This is a genomic window from Bradyrhizobium sp., assembly GCF_035484855.1.
Lineage (GTDB): Bacteria > Pseudomonadota > Alphaproteobacteria > Rhizobiales > Xanthobacteraceae > Bradyrhizobium.
Genome location: NZ_DATHOP010000088.1, coordinates 15,392 through 35,553 on the forward strand (window position 1 = coordinate 15,392; position 20,162 = coordinate 35,553).

Below are 20,162 nucleotides of genomic sequence, written 5' to 3' on the forward strand. Positions count from 1 at the left end.
GGGTCGCGGCGTCGTGCGTTTCGCTTCAATCGGATCGGGTCCGCAGTCGGTCGCGCGTCTTGCCGACCATTTCCGCGGAGACCGGTGCGGCCGATCCTTGCCAGGCATTGCGAATGTAGCTCACGACCGCCGCCACCTGATCGTCGTCCAACTGCCAGCCGAAGGATGGCATGCCCGGCCCGGTCGGTTCCTCCGCGGTCGCCACGCTTCGTCCGCCGCGCAGCACCAGCCGGATTGCGCTGGTGGGGTCGCTGGCACGCGCCAGCGAAGACTGCGCCAGCGACGGAAACAGCATCGCCACCCCGCGTCCATCGATGCCGTGACAGGCCGAACATTGATCGCGATAGATCGCCTCGCCCGCGGTCGTGACCGACGCCGCCGGCGCGGGCGCCGCATCCTGCCGTTCGGGCAGCGACTTCAGATAGGTTGCGATCGCATCGAGATCGCTGTCCCTGTAGTGCGAGGTGGAATCGGCGACTTCCTCCGCCATCGGACCGATCGCGGCGGTTATCCGGTTGTGTCCGGTCTTGAGATAGGTGCTGATATCCGCCTCGGTCCACTGGCCAAGTCCATGCGTACCGTCGCCGGTGATGTCGGGCGCAAACCAGTCCTGAACGTTGAAGCCGCGAAGGCTGTCATTGGTCTTGTCGCCGCCGAGCAGGGATTTCGGGGTGTGGCAAGCGGTGCAATGTCCGGGACCTTGCACCAGATAGGCGCCGCGATTCCACGCCGCGGACTGGCGGCTGTCGGGCTGGAATTCGCCTTCGGTGAAATACAGCGCGTCCCAGGCTCGCATCGCGAGGCGAATGTTGAACGGAAATGGCAGCGTGTTGGACTTGACCCGCTGATGCACCGGCTCGACCGTTTTCAGATAGGCGCGGATCGCCAGCACATCGTCACGCGACATCCTGGTGTAGGATGGATATGGCATCGCGGGGTAGAGCCGGCTGCCGTCCGGCGCAACGCCCTTGCGCACCGCATTGTCGAACTGCTCGTCGGTCCAGGCGCCGATTCCGGTGTCGTTGTCCGGCGTGATGTTCGACGAGGTGATTTCGCCGAACGGGGTTTCGATCGGACGCGCGCCGGCGAAGGGTTGGCCGGCATTGGGCACGGTGTGGCAGGCAAAGCAGTCGGCGACAGCTGCGAGGTAGCGGCCCTTCTCGATTTGATCGAACGCCTGGCTGTCGGGACTGGCCGCGCCGCACCATCCGGTGCCGCCGAGCCATGCCGCGGCCGCGCCGATCAGCATTGAAAATTTGGCGGCCCTACGCATGAACCAGTGGCCCCGGATTTTTCAGATACTGGCCGCGGAGCGCGGTGGCCGCCCAGAACGCCAGTGCCCCGACCGTGCCGGTCGGGTTGTAGCCGGCGTTTTGCGGGAAGGCGCTGGCGCCAAGCACGAACAGGTTCGGCACATCCCAGCTCTGCAGATAGCGGTTGAGCGCGCTGGTCGAGGGATCGCTGCCCATGATCGCGCCGCCGCACAGATGCGTGGTCTGGTAGTCGGTCGCGTCATAGGGACCTTTGCGATATTGCTTGTCGAGCGTATGCGCGCCCATCGCGCGGATGATCTCGGCGAACTTGTCGGTCAGGAAGGCGTTCTGCTTCAGTTCGTTGTCATGGAAGTCGATCGTCATCCGCATCAGGGGACGGCCGAAGCGATCCCTGTAGGTCGGATCGAGGTCGAGATAGACGTCGCGATAGCTGTAGAAGCTGCCATGCACGCCGGTGCCCGGCGTGACGGTCGAGAGATAATTGTCGCGCACCGCGCTCTTCCACGCCGCGCCCCATTTCGGCGTGCCCGGCGGCACATGCGAGGTCTGGATCGGACGACCGTTGGTCTGCACCTGTCCCACATAGCCGCCGCCGACGAAGCCGTGGGGGCCGTGATCGAAATTGTCGCCGTTGAATTCGTCGATGCACATGCCGATCGCGCCCGACGCGATGAAGGGATTGAAATTGAACTTCTTGTTGTCGAAGAAGCCGTTGACGCTGGAAATGGTCTGGTGCGTGAAGTTGCGGCCGATCACGCCCTTGTTGGCGACGGGATCGTAGGGCGTGCCGATTTTCGAATGCAGCAGCAGTTGCACGTTGAAAACGGTGAACGCCGACAGGATGACAAGGTCGGCCGGTTGCTCCCATTCGACGCCGCCGGTGTCCACGAAGGTGACGCCGGTGGCATGCTTGCCTGATGCGTCGAGGTTGATATGAAGCACTTCGGAATTGTCGCGCGCCGTGAAATTCGATTTGCGGACCAGAAGCGGCAGGATCGTCGTCTGCGGACTGGCCTTGGAATAATTGCCGCAGCCGAACCATTCGCAAAATCCGCAATAGGTGCACGGGCCCATGCGGATCCCGAGCGGGTTGGTATAGGCCTGGGACAGATTGCCCGAGGGCTGCGGAAAGGGCTTGTAGCCGAGGTCGCGCGCCGCCTTGCCAAACAGCGTGTGGCTGAAGGGTTGTTTCTGCGCCGGCGTGGGGTAGGGGCGGGAGCGCGGCCCCTCGAAGGGATTGCCGCCCTCCTGGATCTGGCCGCGCAGATTGCCGGCCGTGCCCGAGGTGCCGCACAGATATTCGAACGAATCGTAATGCGGCTCGAGATCGTCATAGGTGACGCCCCAGTCCTGGATCGTCATGTCCTCGGGCAGGAACGCGGCGCCGTAGCGTTGCGTCAGATGCGTCCGTGCCACGAAGTCGGTCGGCAGGAAGCGGAAGGTTTCCGCATTCCAGTGCACGCCGCCCCCGCCGACGCCGTTGGGTGGCATGAACGAGCCCCAGTCGCGGATCGGCAGCGCGGTCTGGTTCATCTTGTTGCGGAAGGTGAAGGTGTTCTGCTCGGGGCGCAGGAACAGTTCGTGGCGGATGCGGTAGCGCAATTCGTCCTGGGCGTAGTTGGGCGGAAATTCGGTCGGCGCGTCGCGCCACGGGCCGCGCTCGATCGCGATCACATCGAGTCCCTCGTCGGTCAACTCGTGGGCCATGATCGATCCGGTCCAGCCGAGGCCCACGATGACGACGTCCTTCTTCGGCAATCTCCGCGGCATCGTCCCTACTTTCTCGGCGACCAGTCGGCGCGGCCGATGATGCTGACCGGCGGCAGCGGAAAGCGCTCGTTGTGGCGCTCGACCCAATCGAGATAATTGTAGCGCGCGCCGGGGTAGCCGATCATTTTCCACCCCACCATGTCGCGGTTGCCGCCATAAAGCGGGTCGGCGAAGAATCCCATCTGCATGTCCTTGATGACTTGCGCGAAGAAAGACTTTCCGTCGGCGCCTTCGAGTCTTGTCTTGCCGTCCTCGATGCCCTTGAGAAGGTCGTCCTTCTGCTCGTCGGGCAGATCGGCAAAACGCTTTCCCCCGAAATTGGACTGGCAGTATTGATCGAGCGCCGCGAGCGCCTTGCGGTAGGTCGCCGCCGGCCCGTCGGCCGATTGCGCGCCCTGCTGCGGGGTACCGGCCATGAAGGGCGGCTGGTTGTAATGGCCCTCGGCGCGGCCGTACGGCCCGGCAAGCTGGCGGTCGATAAAGACGGCGCAGCCGGAATCCTTGCCGCCGGGCGTTTGCGGATCGGGCGGAATGATGCGGTCGGCGAGCGCCTCGACCGCGCGGCCTTCATCGGAGGTGAAGTAATGCCAAGGGCCCGGCCTTGCCTGGACCGGCGGACTGCCCGCATTCGGTGTCCAAGGCAGGCCGCCGGAAATGATGGTGGCTCGGCTGTGCATGGTGCTGAGCACCAGGATTGCGGTGCCCGCCAAAAAGTCGCGCCGCCTCATTGTCATGATCAGCCAACCCGCTGCCAGCCGGCCAAAGAATGCGCATGCAACGCCAAAGTTCCTTGACGCCTGTCAATTTTTGGCTCGTTTGGAATCCGCGAGGTAAGGCAAATACATAGCTGGGCGAGGAGCGCTGCGCGGGCGCGAGGCCGAAGCCGCCGCCGGTGCTGACCCCGCCGGTGGCACCGCCGCCGCGATAGATATCAAGGCACGGTCTCATCGACGCAATTCCGGTTACGCCGACAAGGTCGGCGCAACCGGATCGCACCCGCAGGTTCCGACAGCGAGGGAGATCAGTTCGCAGCGAACCGCGGTGAGGTGCAGCCGCCACATACCCACGGCCATGACCAATCGGCGACCTTGCCCTTGTTGGCCTCGACATAGGGGCTCCATGCTCTCGGCGGCAACGCCTTGCTCTTGTAGACGATGCTGAACTGGCCGTCGGCCTGCACCTCGCCGATCATGACGGGCTTCGCCATGTGGTGATTGCTGCCCATCACAACCTCGAAGCCCGATGGCGATTTGACCTTCTGGCCGATCATCGCCTGACGAACCGCCTCGACGTCGGTGGTGCCGGCCTGCTGCACGGCCTGTACCCACATGTGGAACAGGATGTAAGCCGACTCCATCGGATCGTTGGTGACGCGCTTGGGGTTCTTGGTGTAGGCGCGCCACTTGGCGATGAAGGCCTTGTTCTCCGGCGTGTTGACCGACTGGAAGTAGCTCCAGGCTGCGAGATGTCCGACCAGCGGCTTGGTATCGATCCCTGCGAGTTCTTCCTCGCCGACCGAGAACGCGATCACCGGAATGTCGGTGGCCTTGACGCCCTGATTGCCGAGTTCCTTGTAGAACGGCACATTGGCGTCGCCGTTGATCGTCGAGATCACGGCCGTCTTCTTGCCGGAGGAGCCGAACTTCTTGATCGCGGCTACCTCGGTCTGCCAGTCGGAGAAGCCGAATGGCGTGTAGTTCTCCCGGATGTCCTCGTCCTTGACGCCCTTGGTCTTCAGGAATGCGCGAATGATCTTGTTGCTGGTTCGGGGATAGACGTAGTCGGTGCCTTCCAGAACGAAGCGCTTGGCCTCGCCGCCGTCCTTGCTCATGAGATATTCGACCGCGGGCACCGCCTTGTTGTCGGGCACCGAGCTGCCATAGAAGATGTTGTAGGAGGCCTCTTCGCCCTCATATTCGAGCGGATAGAACAACAGCCCGTTCAATTCCTCGAACACCGGGAGTACCGACTTGCGGGACACCGATGTCCAGCAGCCGAACACGGCGGCCACCTTGTCCTTGGTGAGAAGCTCGCGCGCCTTTTCGGCAAACAGCGGCCAGTTCGAGGCGGGGTCGACGACGACGGCCTCGATCTGCTTGCCGAGCAGCCCGCCCTTGGCGTTGACGTCGGCGACCTCCATCAGAATTAGATCTTTGAGGATCGTCTCGCTGATCGCCATCGTGCCGGACAGCGAGTGAAGGACTCCGATCTTGATGGTGTCTTCGGCCTTTGCGCCGTTCACGCCGGATCCGAAGATCGCCAGAACGGCAGCCGCGGCAGATAGCCAACGGGAAAGTGCGGTGCTCATAAGTGCTCCTTTGGGTTCGAAGTCCGGGAGCATCGCGACGCGGCTCCCGCAAAGTTCGTCAGTAGCGCAACGCTCGCATGAAGCCGGCGCCGGCCATGAGAGCCGCCGGTGTAAAATGCGATGGCTCCATCGGCGGGGTCGGGGACCGGCGCGCAATTTCTCAGGTTGCTCAGGAGATGGACGGCAAGGAAAGGTTTCGGGCAGAACCTGCATCGGCGCTGGGCAATCGCTTGTCCGGACCGGCGACGATGGGTCCAGTTGCTGGCAAAGCGAGGGAGCCAGTTCGAAAACAGCGAAAAATCGACTGACATTGCCGGAATCCGGACCAAAATCGATGCGCTGGACCCACAACTGGCCCAACCCTTGCTCCGTCTCCAGTGATCGATCGGGGAAGCTTCCAACCGGCACAGCGAATATGCAGATTTCCGTTCTCCTCGACCGGTCCCGCCCGGAATCGCTGACGATGCAGATGGTTGACCAGATCCGTGAAGCCATCCGCTGCGCGCGTATCGGACCGGGAACGCGCTTGCCGTCGTCGCGCCGGTTGTCCGAACAGCTCGCGATCTCCCGCAACACCGTGGTGCGCGCCTACGATCTGTTGCTGATGGAGGGGATCGTCGAATCGCGACCGGCCTCGGGCATCTATGTCGCCGACGCGTTGCCGCGCGATGCCGCGCCGGTTCGGCCGGTCTCTGAATTTCGCGATGCCGTGCGCACGCGGATGCCGATGCCGTTGCGTCACGTCCGCGCGCCGGGAATGTCCCATCCCGTCCGCAACCGACTACTCTATGATTTCTTTCCCGGCCGCCCCAGCCCGGATCTGTTTCCGCTGAAGACCTGGCGCCGCCTGTTGCAGAACAATCTGTCTCACGGCGGCGGCGCCGGGCTCACGCAATATGGCGAACCGGCGGGATTGGCGGGGCTGCGCACCGCCATCGCCAACCACCTCGCGATCGCGCGCGGCATCGTGGCCGATCCGAGCCGTATCGTCATCGTGTCCGGCGTCCAGGAAGGCCTTAATCTTGCGGCGCGACTTTACCTCGCGCGCGGCGCGCTCAGCGTGGTCGAGGATCCCTGCTATCAGGGCGCGGCGCTCGCCTTCGAAGCCGCCGGCGCCGAGGTTGCGAACGTCGCGGTCGACCGCGATGGACTGATCCCTGATGACCTGCCGCGGCGCACCGCCTCGCTGCTTTATACGACGCCCTCGCATCAATATCCGACCGGCGCGACGCTGTCGGCGGAGCGGCGCACCGAGGTGATCGACTGGGCGCGGCGCTACGGCTGCTATGTGATAGAGGACGACTATGATTGCGACATCCGCTACCAGGGTTCGCATCTTGCGCCGCTGGCCGCGCTCGCGCCCGACTGCACGATCTACATCGGCACCTTCTCGAAATCTCTCGGCGCCGGATTGCGCCTCGGATACATGGTCGTGCCCGAGCATATCGCGGAGGCGGTTTGCATCGAGAAATCCCTGCTCAACAACGGCAATCCCTGGCTGGAGCAGGCGACGCTCGCCGACTTCATGCATAATGGCAGCTATGCGGCACACCTGCTTCGGGTCCGATCGCACTACAAGGATAACCGCGATTGCCTCGTCGCCGCGCTGCGCCGCAATTTCGGCGACGTTCAGGTCGACGGCGACGCCGGAGGGCTGCACGTGCTCTGGCATCTGCCGCCGGGCATTCCGGACGCCGTGACGGTCGAGGCGCTCGCCCAGCGCGCGCGGGTCGGCGTCTATTCTCTGGCTTCGGCACGGGTCCATTTCGAGCGACGAACCACGCTGACCCGCCGCGCCGTCATCCTCGGTTACGCCGCTTTATCCGCCAGGCAGATCGAGAAGGGCATCGCGCGGCTGTCGGATGCGATCGACGACGCCATCGATGATCCCGCGACCGACATGGTAGCGCTATTCTCGGACCAGTTCGCGCCGCGGCCGCCGCCGGTTTCCGTCGGGCGCGATCTGGCTCCACGAACTCGTCAGCAACCGGCTCTACGCAGATCACGGCCAAATCGTGCACTTTCCGGCAAGATCATCGTACGACAAGGTGGCGCGCCGATGCCGATCCTGAAGAATATCTATCGCTATCCGATCAAGGGATTGAGCGCGCAGGCGCTCGCAAGCGTCGAATTGCAGGCCCGGAAGCCGTTCCCGCACGATCGGGTTTTCGCCCTGGTGCGCCCCGGTGCCCCGTTCGATACCAGCCAGCCGAGATGGGGAAAGAAGGGGCTTTTCGTAATGCTGATGCTTGAGGAGGCGTTGGCGCGGGTCAGGACCACGCTGGATGTCGAGACGCTGAAACTGACGATCGCGCAGGGCAATCGGCAACTCGTCGTCGCCGACCTCGAAGATGAGACGTCGCGAGCGGAGGTGGAGGAGATTTTCTGGCAGCTCGTGCCCGCTTTGCGCAGCGCGCCGACGCTGGTCCGCTCGCGCGAAGGCCATTTCATGGACAAGCCGGACAACGTCATTTCGCTGATCAATCTGGCGACGGTGCGCAGCCTCGAAGCGCAATGGGGCATCACGATCGATCCCCTGCGATTTCGCGCCAATCTCTACGTCGACGGCGCAAATCCGTGGGAGGAATTCGACTGGGTCGGCAGCGACATCAGGATCGGCGAGGCGCTGTTTCGCGTCGATCGCCGCAACGGCCGCTGCGGCGCCACTAATGTCGATCCGGAAACCGGCCGCCGCGACCTCGATATCCCGGGTTCATTGCGCGCGGCGTTCGGCCACAAGGAACTTGGAGTCTATCTGGTGGCGAGGGAAGGCGGCCGCGTCAGCGTGGGCGATCCGGTGGTCACACCCGCCGCCGTCGGTACGACCGATGTCGCGCGATCGCCGGCGGTGATCCGGCAGGCGAGCCGGCAGATGTTCATGTGCGGCGGATGCTATTATATCTATGAGCCTACCGCAGGCGCTCCTGACCAGTTGGTCCCGGCCGGGACGCCGTTCGCGGCAATACCGGTCAACTGGCGATGCCCGGATTGCGGCACCGACAAATCGACCTTCCGTCCCTACGTTGAAGCGGCGCGCTCGCATCCGGCGATTTAAAGCGCTTTCGAGGGAAGTGGATAGCGGCTCGCCTACGCTCCGGGCGATGTGGACGGCTCCGCTCAGAGCCAGATCTCCCGCTTCACGCCGATCGCTTGCAGGAATCCCCGGTCGTGGCTGACCACGATTAACGCGCCGTCGAATTCCGACAATGCGCTCTCCAGCTCCTCGATCGACGCCAGGTCGAAATGATTGGTCGGCTCGTCCAGCAGCAGCAGCAGCGGCGGCTGCCGCCGCGCGAACACGCAGGCAAGCCCTGCGCGCAGGCGCTCGCCGCCGCCGAGCGTGCCGGCGAGCTGCAGCGCCGCTCTGTTGCGGAACGCAAAGCGGGCCAGCGCCGCGTGGGCTTCGTTGTCGGACAGATCGGGATTGAGCCGGCGCAGATTGTCGAGGATGGTCGCTGCGGGATCGAGCAGGCCGACATGCTGGTCGAGCAGGGCGATGCGATCGGTCATGCGGCTGATATCTCCGGCGGTGGGCGTCAGCTGTCCGGTGATCAGGCCAAGCAGCGTGGTCTTGCCGGAGCCGTTGGCGCCACCGATGGCGATGCGTTCGGGACCGCGTATCTCGAAAGACAGCGGGCCGAACAGGCGGCGCGCGCCATGGGCCATCGTCACGTCCCGGAAGGCGACAAGGCCGCGGCCGGCGGGAAGATCGGTCTTTGGCAGCGCGATCGTGATCGGCGTCAGCACTTCGACGCGCGCGCGGGCTTGCGCTAGGGCCTCTGCGTGGGTCTCGATCTGGCGGTCGGCGATGCGGCCTTCGCGCGAGGCGCTGTTTTCCGCACGCTGTTTCTCGGCGTCGAGGAACATCCTGCTGTCGCCGCCTTTGTCGCGCCGGGCGCGGCCGGCCTTGTCGCGGCGCGCCTTCTTTTCCTTCTCCTTCTGAACGGCGCGTTCGGCATGGCGCAAGGCGTCGGCAGCCCGGCCGAGGTCAGCCTCGGCGCGGGCACGCGTGGCCTCGCGCGCCTGCACAAATTCGGACCACGCGCCGCCGAACACGGTGACCCCGACGGCGGTCAATTCCACGATGCGGTCGACGCGCTCCAGCAACGCGCGGTCGTGGCTGGCGACGATGACGCCGCCGCGCCAGCGCGCGAGCAATCCCGCGACCGCCTCGCGGCCGTCGGCATCGAGGTTGTTGGTCGGCTCGTCCAGCACCAGCAGGTCCGGCGCCTCGATCAACAGCCGCGCCAGCGCCACGCGGGTCCGTTCGCCGCCGCTCAGCGTAGCGAGCCGGCGATCGGTGGCCAGAGCGGGCAGGCCGGTTTCCACCAGCGCCTGACCAAGCCGGGTTGGCAATGTCCAGTCGGCCTCGCCGGCGTCCTCGAGCGAGCCTTCGCCGGCTTCGACGCGGCGCAGGCGGGCAAGCCCATCGGCGACGCCCAGAGCCTCTGCCGCCGTCATTGTTTCATCGGCGAGTTGCGCGAGCATGCCGATCGAGCACGCCCGCTGCACCGAACCGGCGGCCGGCTCGCACTCGCCGGCGATCACACGCAACAGCGTGGACTTGCCGCTACCGTTGCGGCCGACGAGGCCGGTCCGCTCGGGTCCGATGGCGAGCGTCAGTCCGTCGAATAGAAGACGGCCGTCGGGGGTGGTGAGGGAGATCGAATCCAGCGTGAGCAGCGCGGTCATGGAGAGTTTCCGAAATGGACAGGGGGCGCGTAGCGATGTGCTTTGCGATGTCCATTTCAGGCTCCATGGGTGATCAGGCTTGCGAATGTATTCTTAGAAACTTGCCGGCATTATAGCGTTTTCGAGCGAAGTGGTCACCGGTTCGCATCAAGAAAACGCGTCAAATCAAGAATCTAGAGCCCCGTTTCGATTCCATCGAAACGGAAAAGGCTCTAGCGCAAGGGCGCCGGCTCATGGCAGCAGACGCAAATCTTGTTGCCGTCCGGATCGCGAAAATATGCCCCGTAATAGTCGGGGTGATAATGCGGCCGCAGGCCCGGCATGCCTTCGGATCGGCCGCCCATGTCGAGCGCGGCCGCATGGCAGAGATCGACGGCCTCGCGCGTGGCGGCAAGGAAGGCGGTCATGCCGCCGTTGCCCGGACTGGCCGGCTGGCGATCGTAGGGGAGCCCAATGAAAAACAACGGGCGCCTGCTGCCGGGAGCCGCCCATCCCGCCCATTGCGCCTGCGGCTCGCGGACCCTGAGCTCGAAACCCAGGGCCGTCATCACGGCCGCGTAGAAGGCGTACGACCGCTCGAAGTCCGTGATGCCGACGTTGACATGAGAAAACATCGTGGTTCCTCCATGCACAGGAAGGTAGGGGTCGACGGGTGCCGTCCGTGACGAACGCTCGCCGATGGCGTGGCGAAGATCAAGTTCGCTTCAGCCGGCACCGAGCGCAACCATGGCCGGTCGTTCAGGGATTCCGAAGGAACCTTGTCCGGCGGGGTTTAATTCCCCCTCGGGCATCCCCACATAGTGATCATGGCTCATTGGCAAGCATCTTTCACGCGGGCACCGACGCAGACCAAGGCTGAGCTGCGACAGATGCTGGCGGAAGCGGTCCGCAACACGCAGCCCGGTGCGGCCGAGAAGGCGAAGCAGCCGCCGAAGGCCAAAAAATCGACGCGTGTTCGGGCCTTGGCTGATTAGCCTGTCCAAATCCTAGGGCAGGGCCACCTTTGCCGAGAGCGTGATCCGATCAATGAAAACGCGATCGCAGCTTTCGTAAAAGCCCGTTGCGACAGATTGAGAGCCATCCGATGAAAAAGCCGGTTAGCGCAATTGACGAACCCGAGCCGAGGAAAGTAACGCGAGCCGACAGGCCTCCAGCCGAAGGGTTCGTGGTCGTTGTCGACGGCCACTTCAAGTCGGAGTTTGACACGGCCGATACCGCGGAAGTATCGGGCCGGGGACTGAAGTCGACTTATCCGATGCTCCAGGTCGAAATCTACGACGCCGCAACCAAGGTCCGTACCTTGTTGACCTGACAAGCCATCGCGGGTGCGGACCCTGCCATTTCAACAGACTGGTCGCAGCGGCCTGCCGCAATTTACCCGATCAGCCATCGCCCGGTGTGAATATCGAATTTCACGGCACCTTCGTTGCGCATTTTCAACAACAGAGATTGGCACACTTCCTCATTCGCGACATTGGCGTGTTTCATGATCTCGCGGACCTTGAGCGCCTTTGCACGCAGCGCGTTCAGGATGTTCTCTCGATCGTTCAGCATGACTGCCCTCCATGTCCGCTCTTGAATGAGCCGCTCAGACCATCACGAGTCTGATCTCGCCGTCTTCGATGGTCCCCGCCGCAAGCGCGTCGCGCGCCATCTTTTCGATCATCGGCCAATTTGTGAGAAAGTACTTCTGCGCCTGTTGCCTGGTCGGCAGCCCGGTTTGCAGGGTGCAGCGCTGCCGCGAATTCCCGTTTGCTATCTGAAAAGATACCGATTGCGGCCCCTCGCTGATCTCCTGCCGGGTGGGCTTGGCAAGTTTCCGCATAGGCTGTTCCTCGATCGGGATTGGTGACGCTGGGCTGTTGGGGAAGGGGCCACCAATAGTCTCAGGGGGGCGGATCAAAAATGAGCAGCAACCAGATCATAGGATCCTCGGCTTCCGCGAACGTAGATTTTGGCCGCGGCGGCGCATATCAAATCACGGTTGCAATCGAATGCGTTCAGGAAGCCCGACGCATCGGGGCGGGCATCCGGCTGAATGCGCTTCAATGCGTCTTCGCCTATGAAGAACGACGCCTCAATCGCGCTGTCATGCCCCCAGAATCGCACGGCGCGCCGCGTCGGATCATACGAACGACAGTGATTTGGAAAATCAATCACGTGATCGACGCCGGTCAAGCCGTCGCCGGTCCGCGCCGGTGGCGACCGGGACCGGAATCAGCGAGCCTTCGTCGTTGAACAGGCTTCGCAACGTTCGCTCGATCGTCGCGACGATCGGCCCAAGCGTGGTCCTGGCGATTGTTGCGGTCAGCCCCTTCAACGCGGCCAAGCTCAGAGGATATTTGCCACTCATTGTGTCAACCTCGCTGACGCGCTCTGGCGCGCTTCGTATTTCACCAGCTATATGGGCATTCATTTCATTTTTACGAGCAGTGACAGACGTATTATCGCTTTATCGCCGCATGGCATCGGCGGTGCCTTATTTGAAGGTGGAACCGATCGCATACGGGAACATTACCTCCCTGCCGCGATAACGCGGCGTCAGGGAGATTCTGAAATGAAACGTTTATTGCTGATCGGCGTTGCGGTGTGCGCATTCGCGGCATTGCCGATGCTATCCGCCTCGGCGATGCCGCGGGCTTCAGCAGACCAACTGGTCAGCGATACCGACAGCACTGTCATTCTTGCTCATGGCGGCCACGGCCATCACGGCCATCACGGCTGGGGTAGAGGTCACCATCACCGTTGGTGATAGTTAACAAGCCGAACCAGCGTTCCTGGAAGCCGCCTGATTGGGCGGCTTCTTCGCTACTATCGCTATCTCGTTGGGACAGAGTCCGCTCTCCGGGTAAGCATCGCTCCCTCAAATGCATCGATTTCGCTGCTTTCGCAGCGTTCCGCTCCGATGTCTTGCCATTATCAAGGCGATCGGGATCAATTAGGCCATGAGATGCTTGTCTTAGCGTCCGCAGCCATTCTCTGAGCCATGGCACGGACTGCTCTCTTTCCCCTCACATTGGAAATGCCGTCATGATGGTCCCGGATCATTCCGCTGTCCCCGCAGTCGTTCTCATCGTCGAGGACGAGATGCTGCTGCGCATGCGCGCGGTCGATATGGTGGAGGACGCCGGCTTTACATCGGTCGAGGCCGTCGACGCCGACCAGGCCGTCGCAATCCTCGAATCGAGGTCTGATATTGCGCTACTTTTCACCGATATCCAGATGCCGGGCAGCATGGATGGCATCAAGCTCGCGCACGCGGTGCATGAGCGCTGGCCGCCGATCAAGATCATTCTGGTATCGGGCCAGTTGAAGCTGGCAACGATCGTTATTCCCGCCGACAGCCGCTTTTTCGGAAAGCCGCTTGAAGCCGGGGAAATGATCGACGAGATGCAGAATATGATCGGCCACGCCTGAAACCGGCGCTTTAAGGCTGGAAATAGCAGTATTTGCTCGATTGGGGCCGAAAACGCATCGATCAAAGATGTGAACGTAACCCGACATAATGATATGAGCGCAACCCGACTTATGGTGATACAGTCGGCGATGTTCGAAATCGATCTTCACCAGGATCGCCGCGATTTCGGCGCCGGCGCAGCGCCTCCGCAGGAGTTTCTGGCGGCGGAGAATGTCAGCCTTCGGCTGCTGCTGGCGCAGGCGGAAATCGATGCCCAGGACCTGCTCGCGCAGGCCGGCATCGACGCCAGGGAGCGCGAGGCGGCCGACAAGCTTCAGAAGCTGATCCTCGAAGAGCTGCATCACCGCATCAAGAATACGCTCGCGACGGTCAGCGCCATCGCCTCCCAGAGCTTGCGCAACGTGCCGGGTGCCGAACATGCGCAGCACGCCATCGAGGGACGGCTGCTGGCACTGGGGCGGGCCCACGACCTGCTTTTGCAGGCCCGATGGACCAGTGCGGACCTCGGCAAGATCATTCGCGGCGCCACCGAAGCTTTCGACAATCCCGATGTGCCGAAATTCAGAATTTCGGGACCGGACGTCCGGATGACGTCGGGAGCCGTGATCGCGATTGCGATGACGCTGAACGAACTCTGCACCAATGCGACGAAATTCGGTGCATTGTCGGTGCCGACCGGGCGCGTCGATATCGAGTGGACGCTCGATCCAAGGAAACAGCGTCTGCATCTGAAATGGACGGAGAACAACGGCCCTGCGGTTCTGGCTCCCGATAAGCGCAGTTTCGGCACGCGGCTGATCGAGACGCTTGGCAAGCAACTGAAGGGCGATGTTCAGTTGACGTATAAGCCCGGCGGCTTCGCCTACGCGTTCGATGTTCCGCTGACATCTCTGATGTCAATCGCGAGCGAATAGCGCTATTCGCGGCGATTCAGCCCGCCCCGAGCGCGACCGCGATGTTGTAGGTCGCAAGGCTCGCGACATAGGCGAGCGCCAGCATGTAGCCGAAGGTGACCGCCATCCATTTCCAGCTGCCGGTCTCGCGGCGGATCACCGCCAGCGTCGAGGCGCATTGCGGCGCGAAGATGTACCAGGCGAGCAGCGACAGCGCGGTCGCCAGACTCCATTTGGTGGCCAGCACCTGTCCGATCTGCTCGGCGGCTTCCTTGCCGCCCTCGATGGCGTAGACGGTGCCCAGCGCCGCGACCGCGACTTCGCGGGCGGCCATGCCGGGGATCAGCGCTACCGCGATCTGCCAGTTGAAGCCGAGCGGGGCGAGCAGCGGCTCCAGCGCCTTGCCGATCATGGCGGCCAGGCTGTAGTTGATCGCGGGGCCTTCGGCGCCGGCGGGCGGCTGCGGGAACGAGGCCAAAAACCAGATCAGCACCATCATCGAGAAGATCGTGGTGCCGGCGCGCTGCAGGAACATTTTTGCCCGCGTGTAGACGCCGATCGCGATGCTTTTCAGGCGCGGCATCTTGTAATCAGGCAGCTCCAGCATGAACGGCGCCGGCGCATAGTCGCGCCACATCAGGAATTTGATCAGGAACGAGACGCCGAGCGCACTGGTGATGCCGGCGGCATAGAGGCCGAACATCACCAGGCCGCGCAAATTGAAAAGACCCCAGACCTGGCTGTCGGGGATGAAGGCGGAGATGATCAGCGTATAGACCGGGATCCGCGCCGAGCAGGTCATCAGCGGCGCGATCAGGATGGTGGTGAGCCGGTCGCGGCGGTTGTCGATCACCCGCGTCGCCATGATGCCGGGAATGGCGCAGGCGAAACTCGACAGCAGCGGAATGAAGGCGCGGCCATGCAGCCCGGCGCCGCCCATGATGCGGTCCATCAGGAACGCCGCGCGCGCCATGTAGCCGAAATCTTCCAACAGCAGGATGAACAGGAAGATGATGATGATCTGCGGCAGGAACACGATGACGCTGCCGACACCCGAGATCACCCCGTTCTGCAAAAAACTCTGCAACAAGCCCGCCGGCAGCGTGTCGTGCACCAACTGCCCCAATGCGGCGAAGGCATCCGACAACACTTCCATCAGGGGCTGCGCCCAGGCGAACACCGCCTGGAACATCACGAACAGGATCAGCGCCAGGATCGCAAGCCCCGCCACCGGGTGCAGCACCACGGCGTCGATCCGCGCCGTCCAGGTATCGGGCCTGGCCGGCAGGCTGACGCTCGAGGCAATGATGCGATCGGCCTCGCGCTGGGTGGCGCGCAATTGCGCGACCGTCAGCGGCTGCCAGAGATTTTGCGCCGGCGGGGTCTGCGCTTCTGCGGCGATCTCGTCGGTCCGCCGCAACAGTTCGGCGGTGCCGCCCTTGCGTACCGCGATCGAGGTGACCACGGGCACGCCGAGCGCCTCCGACAGTTTCGCCACGTCCACGGTGACGCCGCGGCGGGTGGCGATGTCGAACATGTTGAGCACCAGCATCAGCGGCCGGCCGGTGTTCTTGAGTTCGAGCAGCAGGCGGATGGTCAGGCGCAGATTGGTGGAATCGGCGACGCATAGCACGAGATCGGGCACCGCCTCGCCGGGAGTGCGGCCGAGCACCATGTCGCGGGTGATCTCCTCGTCCGGGCTGCGGCCGCGCAGCGAGTAGGTGCCGGGCAGGTCGACCACCGACACCTGGCGGCCCGAGGGCGTGACGAAGGAGCCTTCCTTGCGCTCCACCGTGACGCCGGGATAGTTGGCGACCTTCTGCCGGCTGCCGGTCAGCGCGTTGAACAGCGAGGTCTTGCCGCTGTTCGGCGTGCCTACCAGCGCCAGATGCAGCAACGGAGCTTCCATGGTGTAAGGTCCGCTTCGCCGCTAGGCGACAATGATGGCCATGGCCTCGCGCCGGCGCACCGCGATGGTGACGTTCTCGACCCGAACCGCGATCGGATCGCGCCCGACGATGCCCTCGTGCAGCACCTCGACTCTCGCACCCTCGACGAAACCGAGTTCGATCAGCCGGCTTTCCAGCTCATTGGCCGACAGCGCCGATCCCGCGTCAACAGCGGCGAGGCGCTGAATCACGCCGGAATAACCGCGCTTGGCGGTTCCCAGCGGCAGATGTTGGCCATTGCCGTTTTGTTTGCTCATGGTTTGTATTTCCAACCGGCGGCCACAAGGTCAAGCGCGCCGATCGAAATGCGGCGGTTCCTTAGAGGGATTATAAACAGGCGCACGCGCCTGCCGGCCGATGCGGCGGCTGGAACAATCATTCAGCCCAACTTCTTTCGAATTGTAAAACGCCGAACAGGCGGTCCGGTGTTGATCCGTCGCAATCGTTCTCCAGCGATGCAGTCCTTGCGGGCATGATGGGGGCGAAGCGGGGTTAACATCCAGGCTCAGGCCCTATCGGAGGGACAGTGATGCCCAAGACAACACGATTTGATGCCGCCGACTATCTCGACAGCGAGGAACGGCAGGTGGCCTACATTGTGGCGGCGCTGGAAACCGGCGATGCGAATTTTGGGCGTGATGCGCTCGGCATCGTCACGCGTGCCCGCGGCACGGCTGAAATCGCGAAGTCGGCGTCAGCGAACCCGCGCCGCTGCTAGGCCTGCGGTTTTGCATCCGGCGGCGCGGCCGCCGTGGCGCGGGTCCGGAAATAGTCCAGCACGAACAGGCGAATGGCGGACGACAGGTTGCCCTGTTGGCGATTGCGGTCGATCTCGCCCACCAGTTCGGACAGCGTCAGGTCGCGCAGTCCGGAGATCTCCTTCATGCCGTTCCAGAACGCCTCTTCGAGGCTGACGCTGGTCTTGTGACCGGCAACGACGATCGACCGTTTCACCACCGGCGATTTCATGGCGTGTCCTCGCCGTCGATGCGGTGCTGGTCCAGCAGCTCGCCGGCGCGCTCGGCGCGCCGTTCCTCGAGCGCGCGCTGTGACTTGGTCCGGCCGAATCGCGTCCGGTTGGCTTCCGCCTGTTTCGCCGACTGCTCGCGCTCGGCGCGCTTCCTAAATCGTTTCAGGTTGACGATGTCCCCCATGTCAGCCTCCATCAATGAACCAATTTGGGCAGTTCGAAATTTTCACAAAGGCGTGAGTATCTGCGCTTGGCGTCAGCCGGCTCGCTTGTCATTCAACAATCCCTGCCAACCGTCCCTCGTCGTATCAAAAAAATATGCCTTGGCCCGAGAAAGCGCAACGTTTGGCTTTATCATGGACGGATGCAACGAAGATAGCTAATCAACTCTCCGCCTTTAAGCGTTATGTCGCATAACTATTTCTTGCGGCCCTTATACGGCCGAACTCTCCCGGAGTTTCACTTCCGCGATCAGCCCGGATGCGTCATTTTGGCCGGCTGCACCAGCCGGTCGAATTCGGCTGCCGAAACGAACCCCAGCCTTACCGCCTCTTCCTTCAATGTGGTGCCGCGGGCGTGCGCCGACTTGGCGACCTTGGCGGCGTTGTCGTAGCCGATCTTCGGCGCCAGCGCCGTCACCAGCATCAGCGAACGCTCCATCAACTCCTTGATGCGTTTTTCGTCGGCGCGGATGCCCACGACGCAGTGTTCGGTGAAGGAGCGCGCGACGTCGGCCAGCAATTGGATGGAATTCATCATACAATATGCCAGCACCGGCTTGTATACGTTCAGTTCGAAATGTCCCTGGCTGCCGGCCACCGTGATGGTGGTCTGGTTGCCGAACACCTGGCAGCAGACCATGGTCATCGCCTCGCTCTGCGTCGGATTGACCTTGCCCGGCATGATCGAGGAGCCCGGCTCGTTCTCGGGCAGGATCAGCTCGCCGAGGCCGGAACGCGGACCCGAGCCGAGCAGGCGGATGTCGTTGGCGATCTTGAACAGCCCGGTCGCCGCCGAATTGATGGCGCCGTGCACGAACACATAGGCGTCGTTGGAGGCCAGCGCCTCGAACTTGTTGGCGGCGCTGGTGAAGCGCAGTTTGGTGACTTTCGCGACGTGCCGGGCGAACAATCCGGCGAATTTCGGCTTCGAGTTGAGGCCGGTGCCGACCGCGGTGCCGCCCTGCGCCAGCGGGTAAAGCTCGTTTACCGCCACGCGCAGCCGCTTAATGCCGCTCTCGACCTGCGCGGCGTAGCCGGAAAACTCCTGGCCGAGCGTTAGTGGCGTCGCGTCCTGGGTGTGGGTGCGGCCGATCTTGACGATGTGGGCGAACTCCTTCTGTTTCTTGCGCAGCGCGGCCAGCAGTTCGCCGAGCGCCGGAATCAGGTCGGCGGTGATGGCGATGGCGGCCGCGATGTGCATCGCGGTCGGGAATGAATCGTTCGACGACTGGCTCATATTGACATGATCGTTGGGATGAACCGGCGCCTTGGCGCCGAGCTTGCCGCCCAGCATTTCGTTGGCCCGGTTGGCGATCACCTCGTTGAGGTTCATGTTGGTCTGGGTGCCGGAGCCGGTCTGCCAGACCACAAGCGGAAAATGATCGTCGAGCTTGCCGTCGATCACCTCGCGCGCGGCGCGGATGATGGCGCCGGCGCGGCGCTTGTCGAGGAGCCCGAGTTCGCGGTTGGTTTCCGCCGCCGCCAGCTTGACGATGCCGAGCGCGTGGACGATTTCGATCGGCATCCGGTCGTGCCCGATGCGGAAATTCCGCCGTGACCGTTCGGTCTGCGCGCCCCAGTAACGGTCGGCGGCGACCTCGACCGGGCCGAAGCTGTCGGTCTCGGTGCGCGTCGATCCGGATCGGGATGCGGTTGTCGATCGAGCCATGGCAAGGGTCCGTTGCGCGAGGCCGCCGGTTCGGAGCCGGCGTACCGGAGGCTCCGCGCGGCATCTTCAGTCTATAGTCGCGCGGGATGGCCGGCGCGGATTATTTCTTGCGGAAGCGATCCAACCGCACCACTTCGGCGCCTTCGCCGGGTTTCGCCGGCTCGCTCTGGGGCTCTGGCGATGCTGTAGCGGCCGGCGGCGCCGGCGCGGCAGGGACGGCCGGCAGGTTTTTCGCCGGAACCTCGCTTGGCGCATCCGTCGTCTCGAACTGCATGCCGAACTGAACCGACGGGTCGAGGAAGCTCTTGATCGAATTGAAAGGCACCACCAGGCGCTCGGGGATTCCGCCGAACGACAGCCCGACTTCGAAGCGATCCTCGGAAACCACCAGGTCCCAGAACTGGTGCTGGAGAATGATGGTCATCTCTTCCGGATGCTGCGCCAATAGCCGCGGCGGCAGCTTGACGCCCTCCGCGGTCGACAGAAAGGTGATGAAAAAATGATGCTCCCCGGGCAGGCCGTGTTCGGCGGCGTCGGCCAATACGCGGCGCAGCACCCCGCGCAGCGCGTCGCGCGCCAGCACGTCGTATCGGATGTGGTCGGTTGCCATCTAACAGTCCTGTCTCATGCCGCAGACGGACCGGCAAGGCCGGTCGTCGACTCGCCCGTTTTGCCCATGCTACCCCGGCGGCGGGCCGAAATCAGCAGGCTTGCCGCCGCCGGCGGAAATTCCGGCGGCAGGCCCGATCGGGAGGCGAAACCGGGAGGCAAAAATGAAGTGGAGGCTTCTGTTGCCAGGTGCCTCCGGACCCCGCCTAGCGGAGCTTAACCCACCAGGACTTCAGACTTGGTTTTTCAAACCGCTTACGCGGCCTGAGCAACCGGAGCATAGTTGTCGTTTGCAACTATTGCATAGCCCGATAACGGCGGAACCATACCGGGAAAAAACACGCCCTTTACGCCCTCGTCGATCCTGTTTCGCCCCCGCCGAAACCCGC

22 protein-coding genes and 1 other RNA gene are annotated in these 20,162 nt (G+C 63.4%); 6 read left to right on the top strand and 17 right to left on the bottom strand.

Annotated features, from left to right (window positions below):
* Positions 1 to 25: 25 nt before the first annotated feature.
* The 4 genes from VK804_RS10240 to urtA all read right to left on the bottom strand — a co-directional run bounded on the left by VK804_RS10240 (position 26) and on the right by urtA (position 5,352).
* Positions 26 to 1,273 carry a c-type cytochrome gene (locus VK804_RS10240; protein ID WP_325370582.1) on the bottom strand — a complete coding sequence of 416 codons (1,248 nt, stop codon included), beginning with the start codon at positions 1,271 to 1,273 and terminating at the stop codon, positions 26 to 28.
* Positions 1,266 to 3,044 carry a GMC family oxidoreductase gene (locus VK804_RS10245; RefSeq protein WP_325370586.1) on the bottom strand — a complete coding sequence of 593 codons (1,779 nt, stop codon included), beginning with the start codon at positions 3,042 to 3,044 and terminating at the stop codon, positions 1,266 to 1,268. The genes VK804_RS10240 and VK804_RS10245 overlap by 8 nt, the downstream gene beginning before the upstream one ends.
* Positions 3,045 to 3,049: 5 nt before the next feature.
* A complete protein-coding gene (locus tag VK804_RS10250; protein WP_325370590.1) occupies positions 3,050 to 3,772 on the bottom strand; it encodes a gluconate 2-dehydrogenase subunit 3 family protein in 723 nt (240 codons plus the stop codon).
* Positions 3,773 to 4,065: 293 nt separating this feature from the next.
* A complete protein-coding gene (urtA, locus tag VK804_RS10255) occupies positions 4,066 to 5,352 on the bottom strand; it encodes an urea ABC transporter substrate-binding protein (RefSeq protein ID WP_325370592.1) in 1,287 nt (428 codons plus the stop codon).
* 463 nt (positions 5,353 to 5,815) lie between these two features.
* Here urtA and VK804_RS10260 point away from each other — a divergent pair, with 463 nt between their 5' ends.
* Positions 5,816 to 8,407, top strand: a complete 2,592-nt coding sequence (locus VK804_RS10260) for an aminotransferase class I/II-fold pyridoxal phosphate-dependent enzyme (RefSeq protein ID WP_325370594.1) — start codon at positions 5,816 to 5,818, stop codon at positions 8,405 to 8,407.
* Positions 8,408 to 8,469: 62 nt separating this feature from the next.
* Here the strand turns inward: VK804_RS10260 and VK804_RS10265 are convergent, their stop codons facing one another.
* Positions 8,470 to 10,044, bottom strand: coding sequence for an ABC-F family ATP-binding cassette domain-containing protein (locus VK804_RS10265; RefSeq protein ID WP_325370596.1), 1,575 nt, complete (start codon positions 10,042 to 10,044; stop codon positions 8,470 to 8,472).
* A gap of 212 nt (positions 10,045 to 10,256) precedes the next feature.
* On the bottom strand, positions 10,257 to 10,658 hold the full coding sequence (locus VK804_RS10270; RefSeq protein WP_325370598.1) for a VOC family protein: 402 nt from the start codon (positions 10,656 to 10,658) through the stop codon (positions 10,257 to 10,259).
* 470 nt (positions 10,659 to 11,128) lie between these two features.
* Between VK804_RS10270 and VK804_RS10275 the strand changes: the two genes are divergently transcribed.
* Positions 11,129 to 11,356: a hypothetical protein gene (locus VK804_RS10275; RefSeq protein WP_325370600.1), complete on the top strand. Its 228-nt coding sequence runs from the start codon at positions 11,129 to 11,131 to the stop codon at positions 11,354 to 11,356.
* A gap of 62 nt (positions 11,357 to 11,418) precedes the next feature.
* Here the strand turns inward: VK804_RS10275 and VK804_RS10280 are convergent, their stop codons facing one another.
* The 3 genes from VK804_RS10280 to VK804_RS10290 form a co-directional block, all read right to left on the bottom strand.
* Positions 11,419 to 11,598, bottom strand: coding sequence for a hypothetical protein (locus tag VK804_RS10280; RefSeq protein ID WP_325370602.1), 180 nt, complete (start codon positions 11,596 to 11,598; stop codon positions 11,419 to 11,421).
* A gap of 34 nt (positions 11,599 to 11,632) precedes the next feature.
* Complete coding sequence (locus VK804_RS10285) at positions 11,633 to 11,869, bottom strand: hypothetical protein (RefSeq protein ID WP_325370604.1); 237 nt, start codon at positions 11,867 to 11,869, stop codon at positions 11,633 to 11,635.
* A 74-nt stretch (positions 11,870 to 11,943) separates the two neighbouring features.
* Complete coding sequence (locus VK804_RS10290) at positions 11,944 to 12,222, bottom strand: DUF1488 domain-containing protein (RefSeq protein ID WP_325370606.1); 279 nt, start codon at positions 12,220 to 12,222, stop codon at positions 11,944 to 11,946.
* A 56-nt stretch (positions 12,223 to 12,278) separates the two neighbouring features.
* Here VK804_RS10290 and VK804_RS10295 point away from each other — a divergent pair, with 56 nt between their 5' ends.
* On the top strand, positions 12,279 to 12,578 hold the full coding sequence (locus VK804_RS10295; RefSeq protein ID WP_325370608.1) for a hypothetical protein: 300 nt from the start codon (positions 12,279 to 12,281) through the stop codon (positions 12,576 to 12,578).
* 7 nt (positions 12,579 to 12,585) lie between these two features.
* Here the strand turns inward: VK804_RS10295 and VK804_RS10300 are convergent, their stop codons facing one another.
* A complete protein-coding gene (locus VK804_RS10300) occupies positions 12,586 to 12,726 on the bottom strand; it encodes a hypothetical protein (protein ID WP_325370610.1) in 141 nt (46 codons plus the stop codon).
* 348 nt (positions 12,727 to 13,074) lie between these two features.
* Between VK804_RS10300 and VK804_RS10305 the strand changes: the two genes are divergently transcribed.
* Both VK804_RS10305 and VK804_RS10310 read left to right on the top strand, forming a co-directional pair.
* A complete protein-coding gene (locus tag VK804_RS10305) occupies positions 13,075 to 13,461 on the top strand; it encodes a response regulator (RefSeq protein ID WP_325370612.1) in 387 nt (128 codons plus the stop codon).
* A gap of 129 nt (positions 13,462 to 13,590) precedes the next feature.
* A complete protein-coding gene (locus VK804_RS10310; RefSeq protein ID WP_325370614.1) occupies positions 13,591 to 14,376 on the top strand; it encodes a sensor histidine kinase in 786 nt (261 codons plus the stop codon).
* Positions 14,377 to 14,392: 16 nt separating this feature from the next.
* Here the strand turns inward: VK804_RS10310 and feoB are convergent, their stop codons facing one another.
* Both feoB and VK804_RS10320 read right to left on the bottom strand, forming a co-directional pair.
* A complete protein-coding gene (gene feoB / locus VK804_RS10315; protein WP_325370616.1) occupies positions 14,393 to 16,264 on the bottom strand; it encodes a ferrous iron transporter B in 1,872 nt (623 codons plus the stop codon).
* Between the two features lie 21 nt (positions 16,265 to 16,285).
* The gene (locus VK804_RS10320) at positions 16,286 to 16,561 is read right to left on the bottom strand and encodes a FeoA family protein (protein ID WP_325370618.1); all 276 of its coding nucleotides are present in this window, start codon (positions 16,559 to 16,561) and stop codon (positions 16,286 to 16,288) included.
* A gap of 272 nt (positions 16,562 to 16,833) precedes the next feature.
* Between VK804_RS10320 and VK804_RS10325 the strand changes: the two genes are divergently transcribed.
* Positions 16,834 to 17,022 carry a hypothetical protein gene (locus tag VK804_RS10325; protein ID WP_325370620.1) on the top strand — a complete coding sequence of 63 codons (189 nt, stop codon included), beginning with the start codon at positions 16,834 to 16,836 and terminating at the stop codon, positions 17,020 to 17,022.
* Here VK804_RS10325 and VK804_RS10330 read toward each other — a convergent pair.
* The 5 genes from VK804_RS10330 to ssrA all read right to left on the bottom strand — a co-directional run.
* Positions 17,019 to 17,273 (bottom strand): ribbon-helix-helix domain-containing protein, encoded by a 255-nt coding sequence (locus VK804_RS10330; protein ID WP_325370623.1) that lies wholly within the window; start codon positions 17,271 to 17,273, stop codon positions 17,019 to 17,021. The genes VK804_RS10325 and VK804_RS10330 overlap by 4 nt on opposite strands.
* A complete protein-coding gene (locus tag VK804_RS10335; RefSeq protein WP_325370625.1) occupies positions 17,270 to 17,458 on the bottom strand; it encodes a DUF4169 family protein in 189 nt (62 codons plus the stop codon). Before VK804_RS10335 ends, VK804_RS10330 begins: the two co-directional genes overlap by 4 nt.
* A 287-nt stretch (positions 17,459 to 17,745) precedes the next feature.
* On the bottom strand, positions 17,746 to 19,164 hold the full coding sequence (gene fumC, locus VK804_RS10340) for a class II fumarate hydratase (protein WP_325370627.1): 1,419 nt from the start codon (positions 19,162 to 19,164) through the stop codon (positions 17,746 to 17,748).
* A gap of 100 nt (positions 19,165 to 19,264) precedes the next feature.
* Complete coding sequence (locus VK804_RS10345; protein WP_325370629.1) at positions 19,265 to 19,774, bottom strand: SspB family protein; 510 nt, start codon at positions 19,772 to 19,774, stop codon at positions 19,265 to 19,267.
* A gap of 167 nt (positions 19,775 to 19,941) precedes the next feature.
* Positions 19,942 to 20,162, bottom strand: a transfer-messenger RNA (tmRNA) gene (gene ssrA / locus VK804_RS10350); the annotation flags it as partial.

Coding starts and splice junctions, on each gene's coding strand:
- VK804_RS10240 (WP_325370582.1), bottom strand. CDS start 1,273: ATGCGTAGGGCCGCCAAATTTTCAATGCTGATCGGCGCGGCCGCGGCA.
- VK804_RS10245 (WP_325370586.1), bottom strand. CDS start 3,044: ATGCCGCGGAGATTGCCGAAGAAGGACGTCGTCATCGTGGGCCTCGGC.
- VK804_RS10250 (WP_325370590.1), bottom strand. CDS start 3,772: ATGAGGCGGCGCGACTTTTTGGCGGGCACCGCAATCCTGGTGCTCAGC.
- urtA (WP_325370592.1), bottom strand. CDS start 5,352: ATGAGCACCGCACTTTCCCGTTGGCTATCTGCCGCGGCTGCCGTTCTG.
- VK804_RS10260 (WP_325370594.1), top strand. CDS start 5,816: ATGCAGATGGTTGACCAGATCCGTGAAGCCATCCGCTGCGCGCGTATC.
- VK804_RS10265 (WP_325370596.1), bottom strand. CDS start 10,044: ATGACCGCGCTGCTCACGCTGGATTCGATCTCCCTCACCACCCCCGAC.
- VK804_RS10270 (WP_325370598.1), bottom strand. CDS start 10,658: ATGTTTTCTCATGTCAACGTCGGCATCACGGACTTCGAGCGGTCGTAC.
- VK804_RS10275 (WP_325370600.1), top strand. CDS start 11,129: ATGAAAAAGCCGGTTAGCGCAATTGACGAACCCGAGCCGAGGAAAGTA.
- VK804_RS10280 (WP_325370602.1), bottom strand. CDS start 11,598: ATGCTGAACGATCGAGAGAACATCCTGAACGCGCTGCGTGCAAAGGCG.
- VK804_RS10285 (WP_325370604.1), bottom strand. CDS start 11,869: ATGCGGAAACTTGCCAAGCCCACCCGGCAGGAGATCAGCGAGGGGCCG.
- VK804_RS10300 (WP_325370610.1), bottom strand. CDS start 12,726: ATGACAGTGCTGTCGGTATCGCTGACCAGTTGGTCTGCTGAAGCCCGC.
- VK804_RS10305 (WP_325370612.1), top strand. CDS start 13,075: ATGATGGTCCCGGATCATTCCGCTGTCCCCGCAGTCGTTCTCATCGTC.
- VK804_RS10310 (WP_325370614.1), top strand. CDS start 13,591: ATGTTCGAAATCGATCTTCACCAGGATCGCCGCGATTTCGGCGCCGGC.
- feoB (WP_325370616.1), bottom strand. CDS start 16,264: ATGGAAGCTCCGTTGCTGCATCTGGCGCTGGTAGGCACGCCGAACAGC.
- VK804_RS10320 (WP_325370618.1), bottom strand. CDS start 16,561: ATGAGCAAACAAAACGGCAATGGCCAACATCTGCCGCTGGGAACCGCC.
- VK804_RS10325 (WP_325370620.1), top strand. CDS start 16,834: ATGCCCAAGACAACACGATTTGATGCCGCCGACTATCTCGACAGCGAG.
- VK804_RS10330 (WP_325370623.1), bottom strand. CDS start 17,273: ATGAAATCGCCGGTGGTGAAACGGTCGATCGTCGTTGCCGGTCACAAG.
- VK804_RS10335 (WP_325370625.1), bottom strand. CDS start 17,458: ATGGGGGACATCGTCAACCTGAAACGATTTAGGAAGCGCGCCGAGCGC.
- fumC (WP_325370627.1), bottom strand. CDS start 19,164: ATGGCTCGATCGACAACCGCATCCCGATCCGGATCGACGCGCACCGAG.
- VK804_RS10345 (WP_325370629.1), bottom strand. CDS start 19,774: ATGGCAACCGACCACATCCGATACGACGTGCTGGCGCGCGACGCGCTG.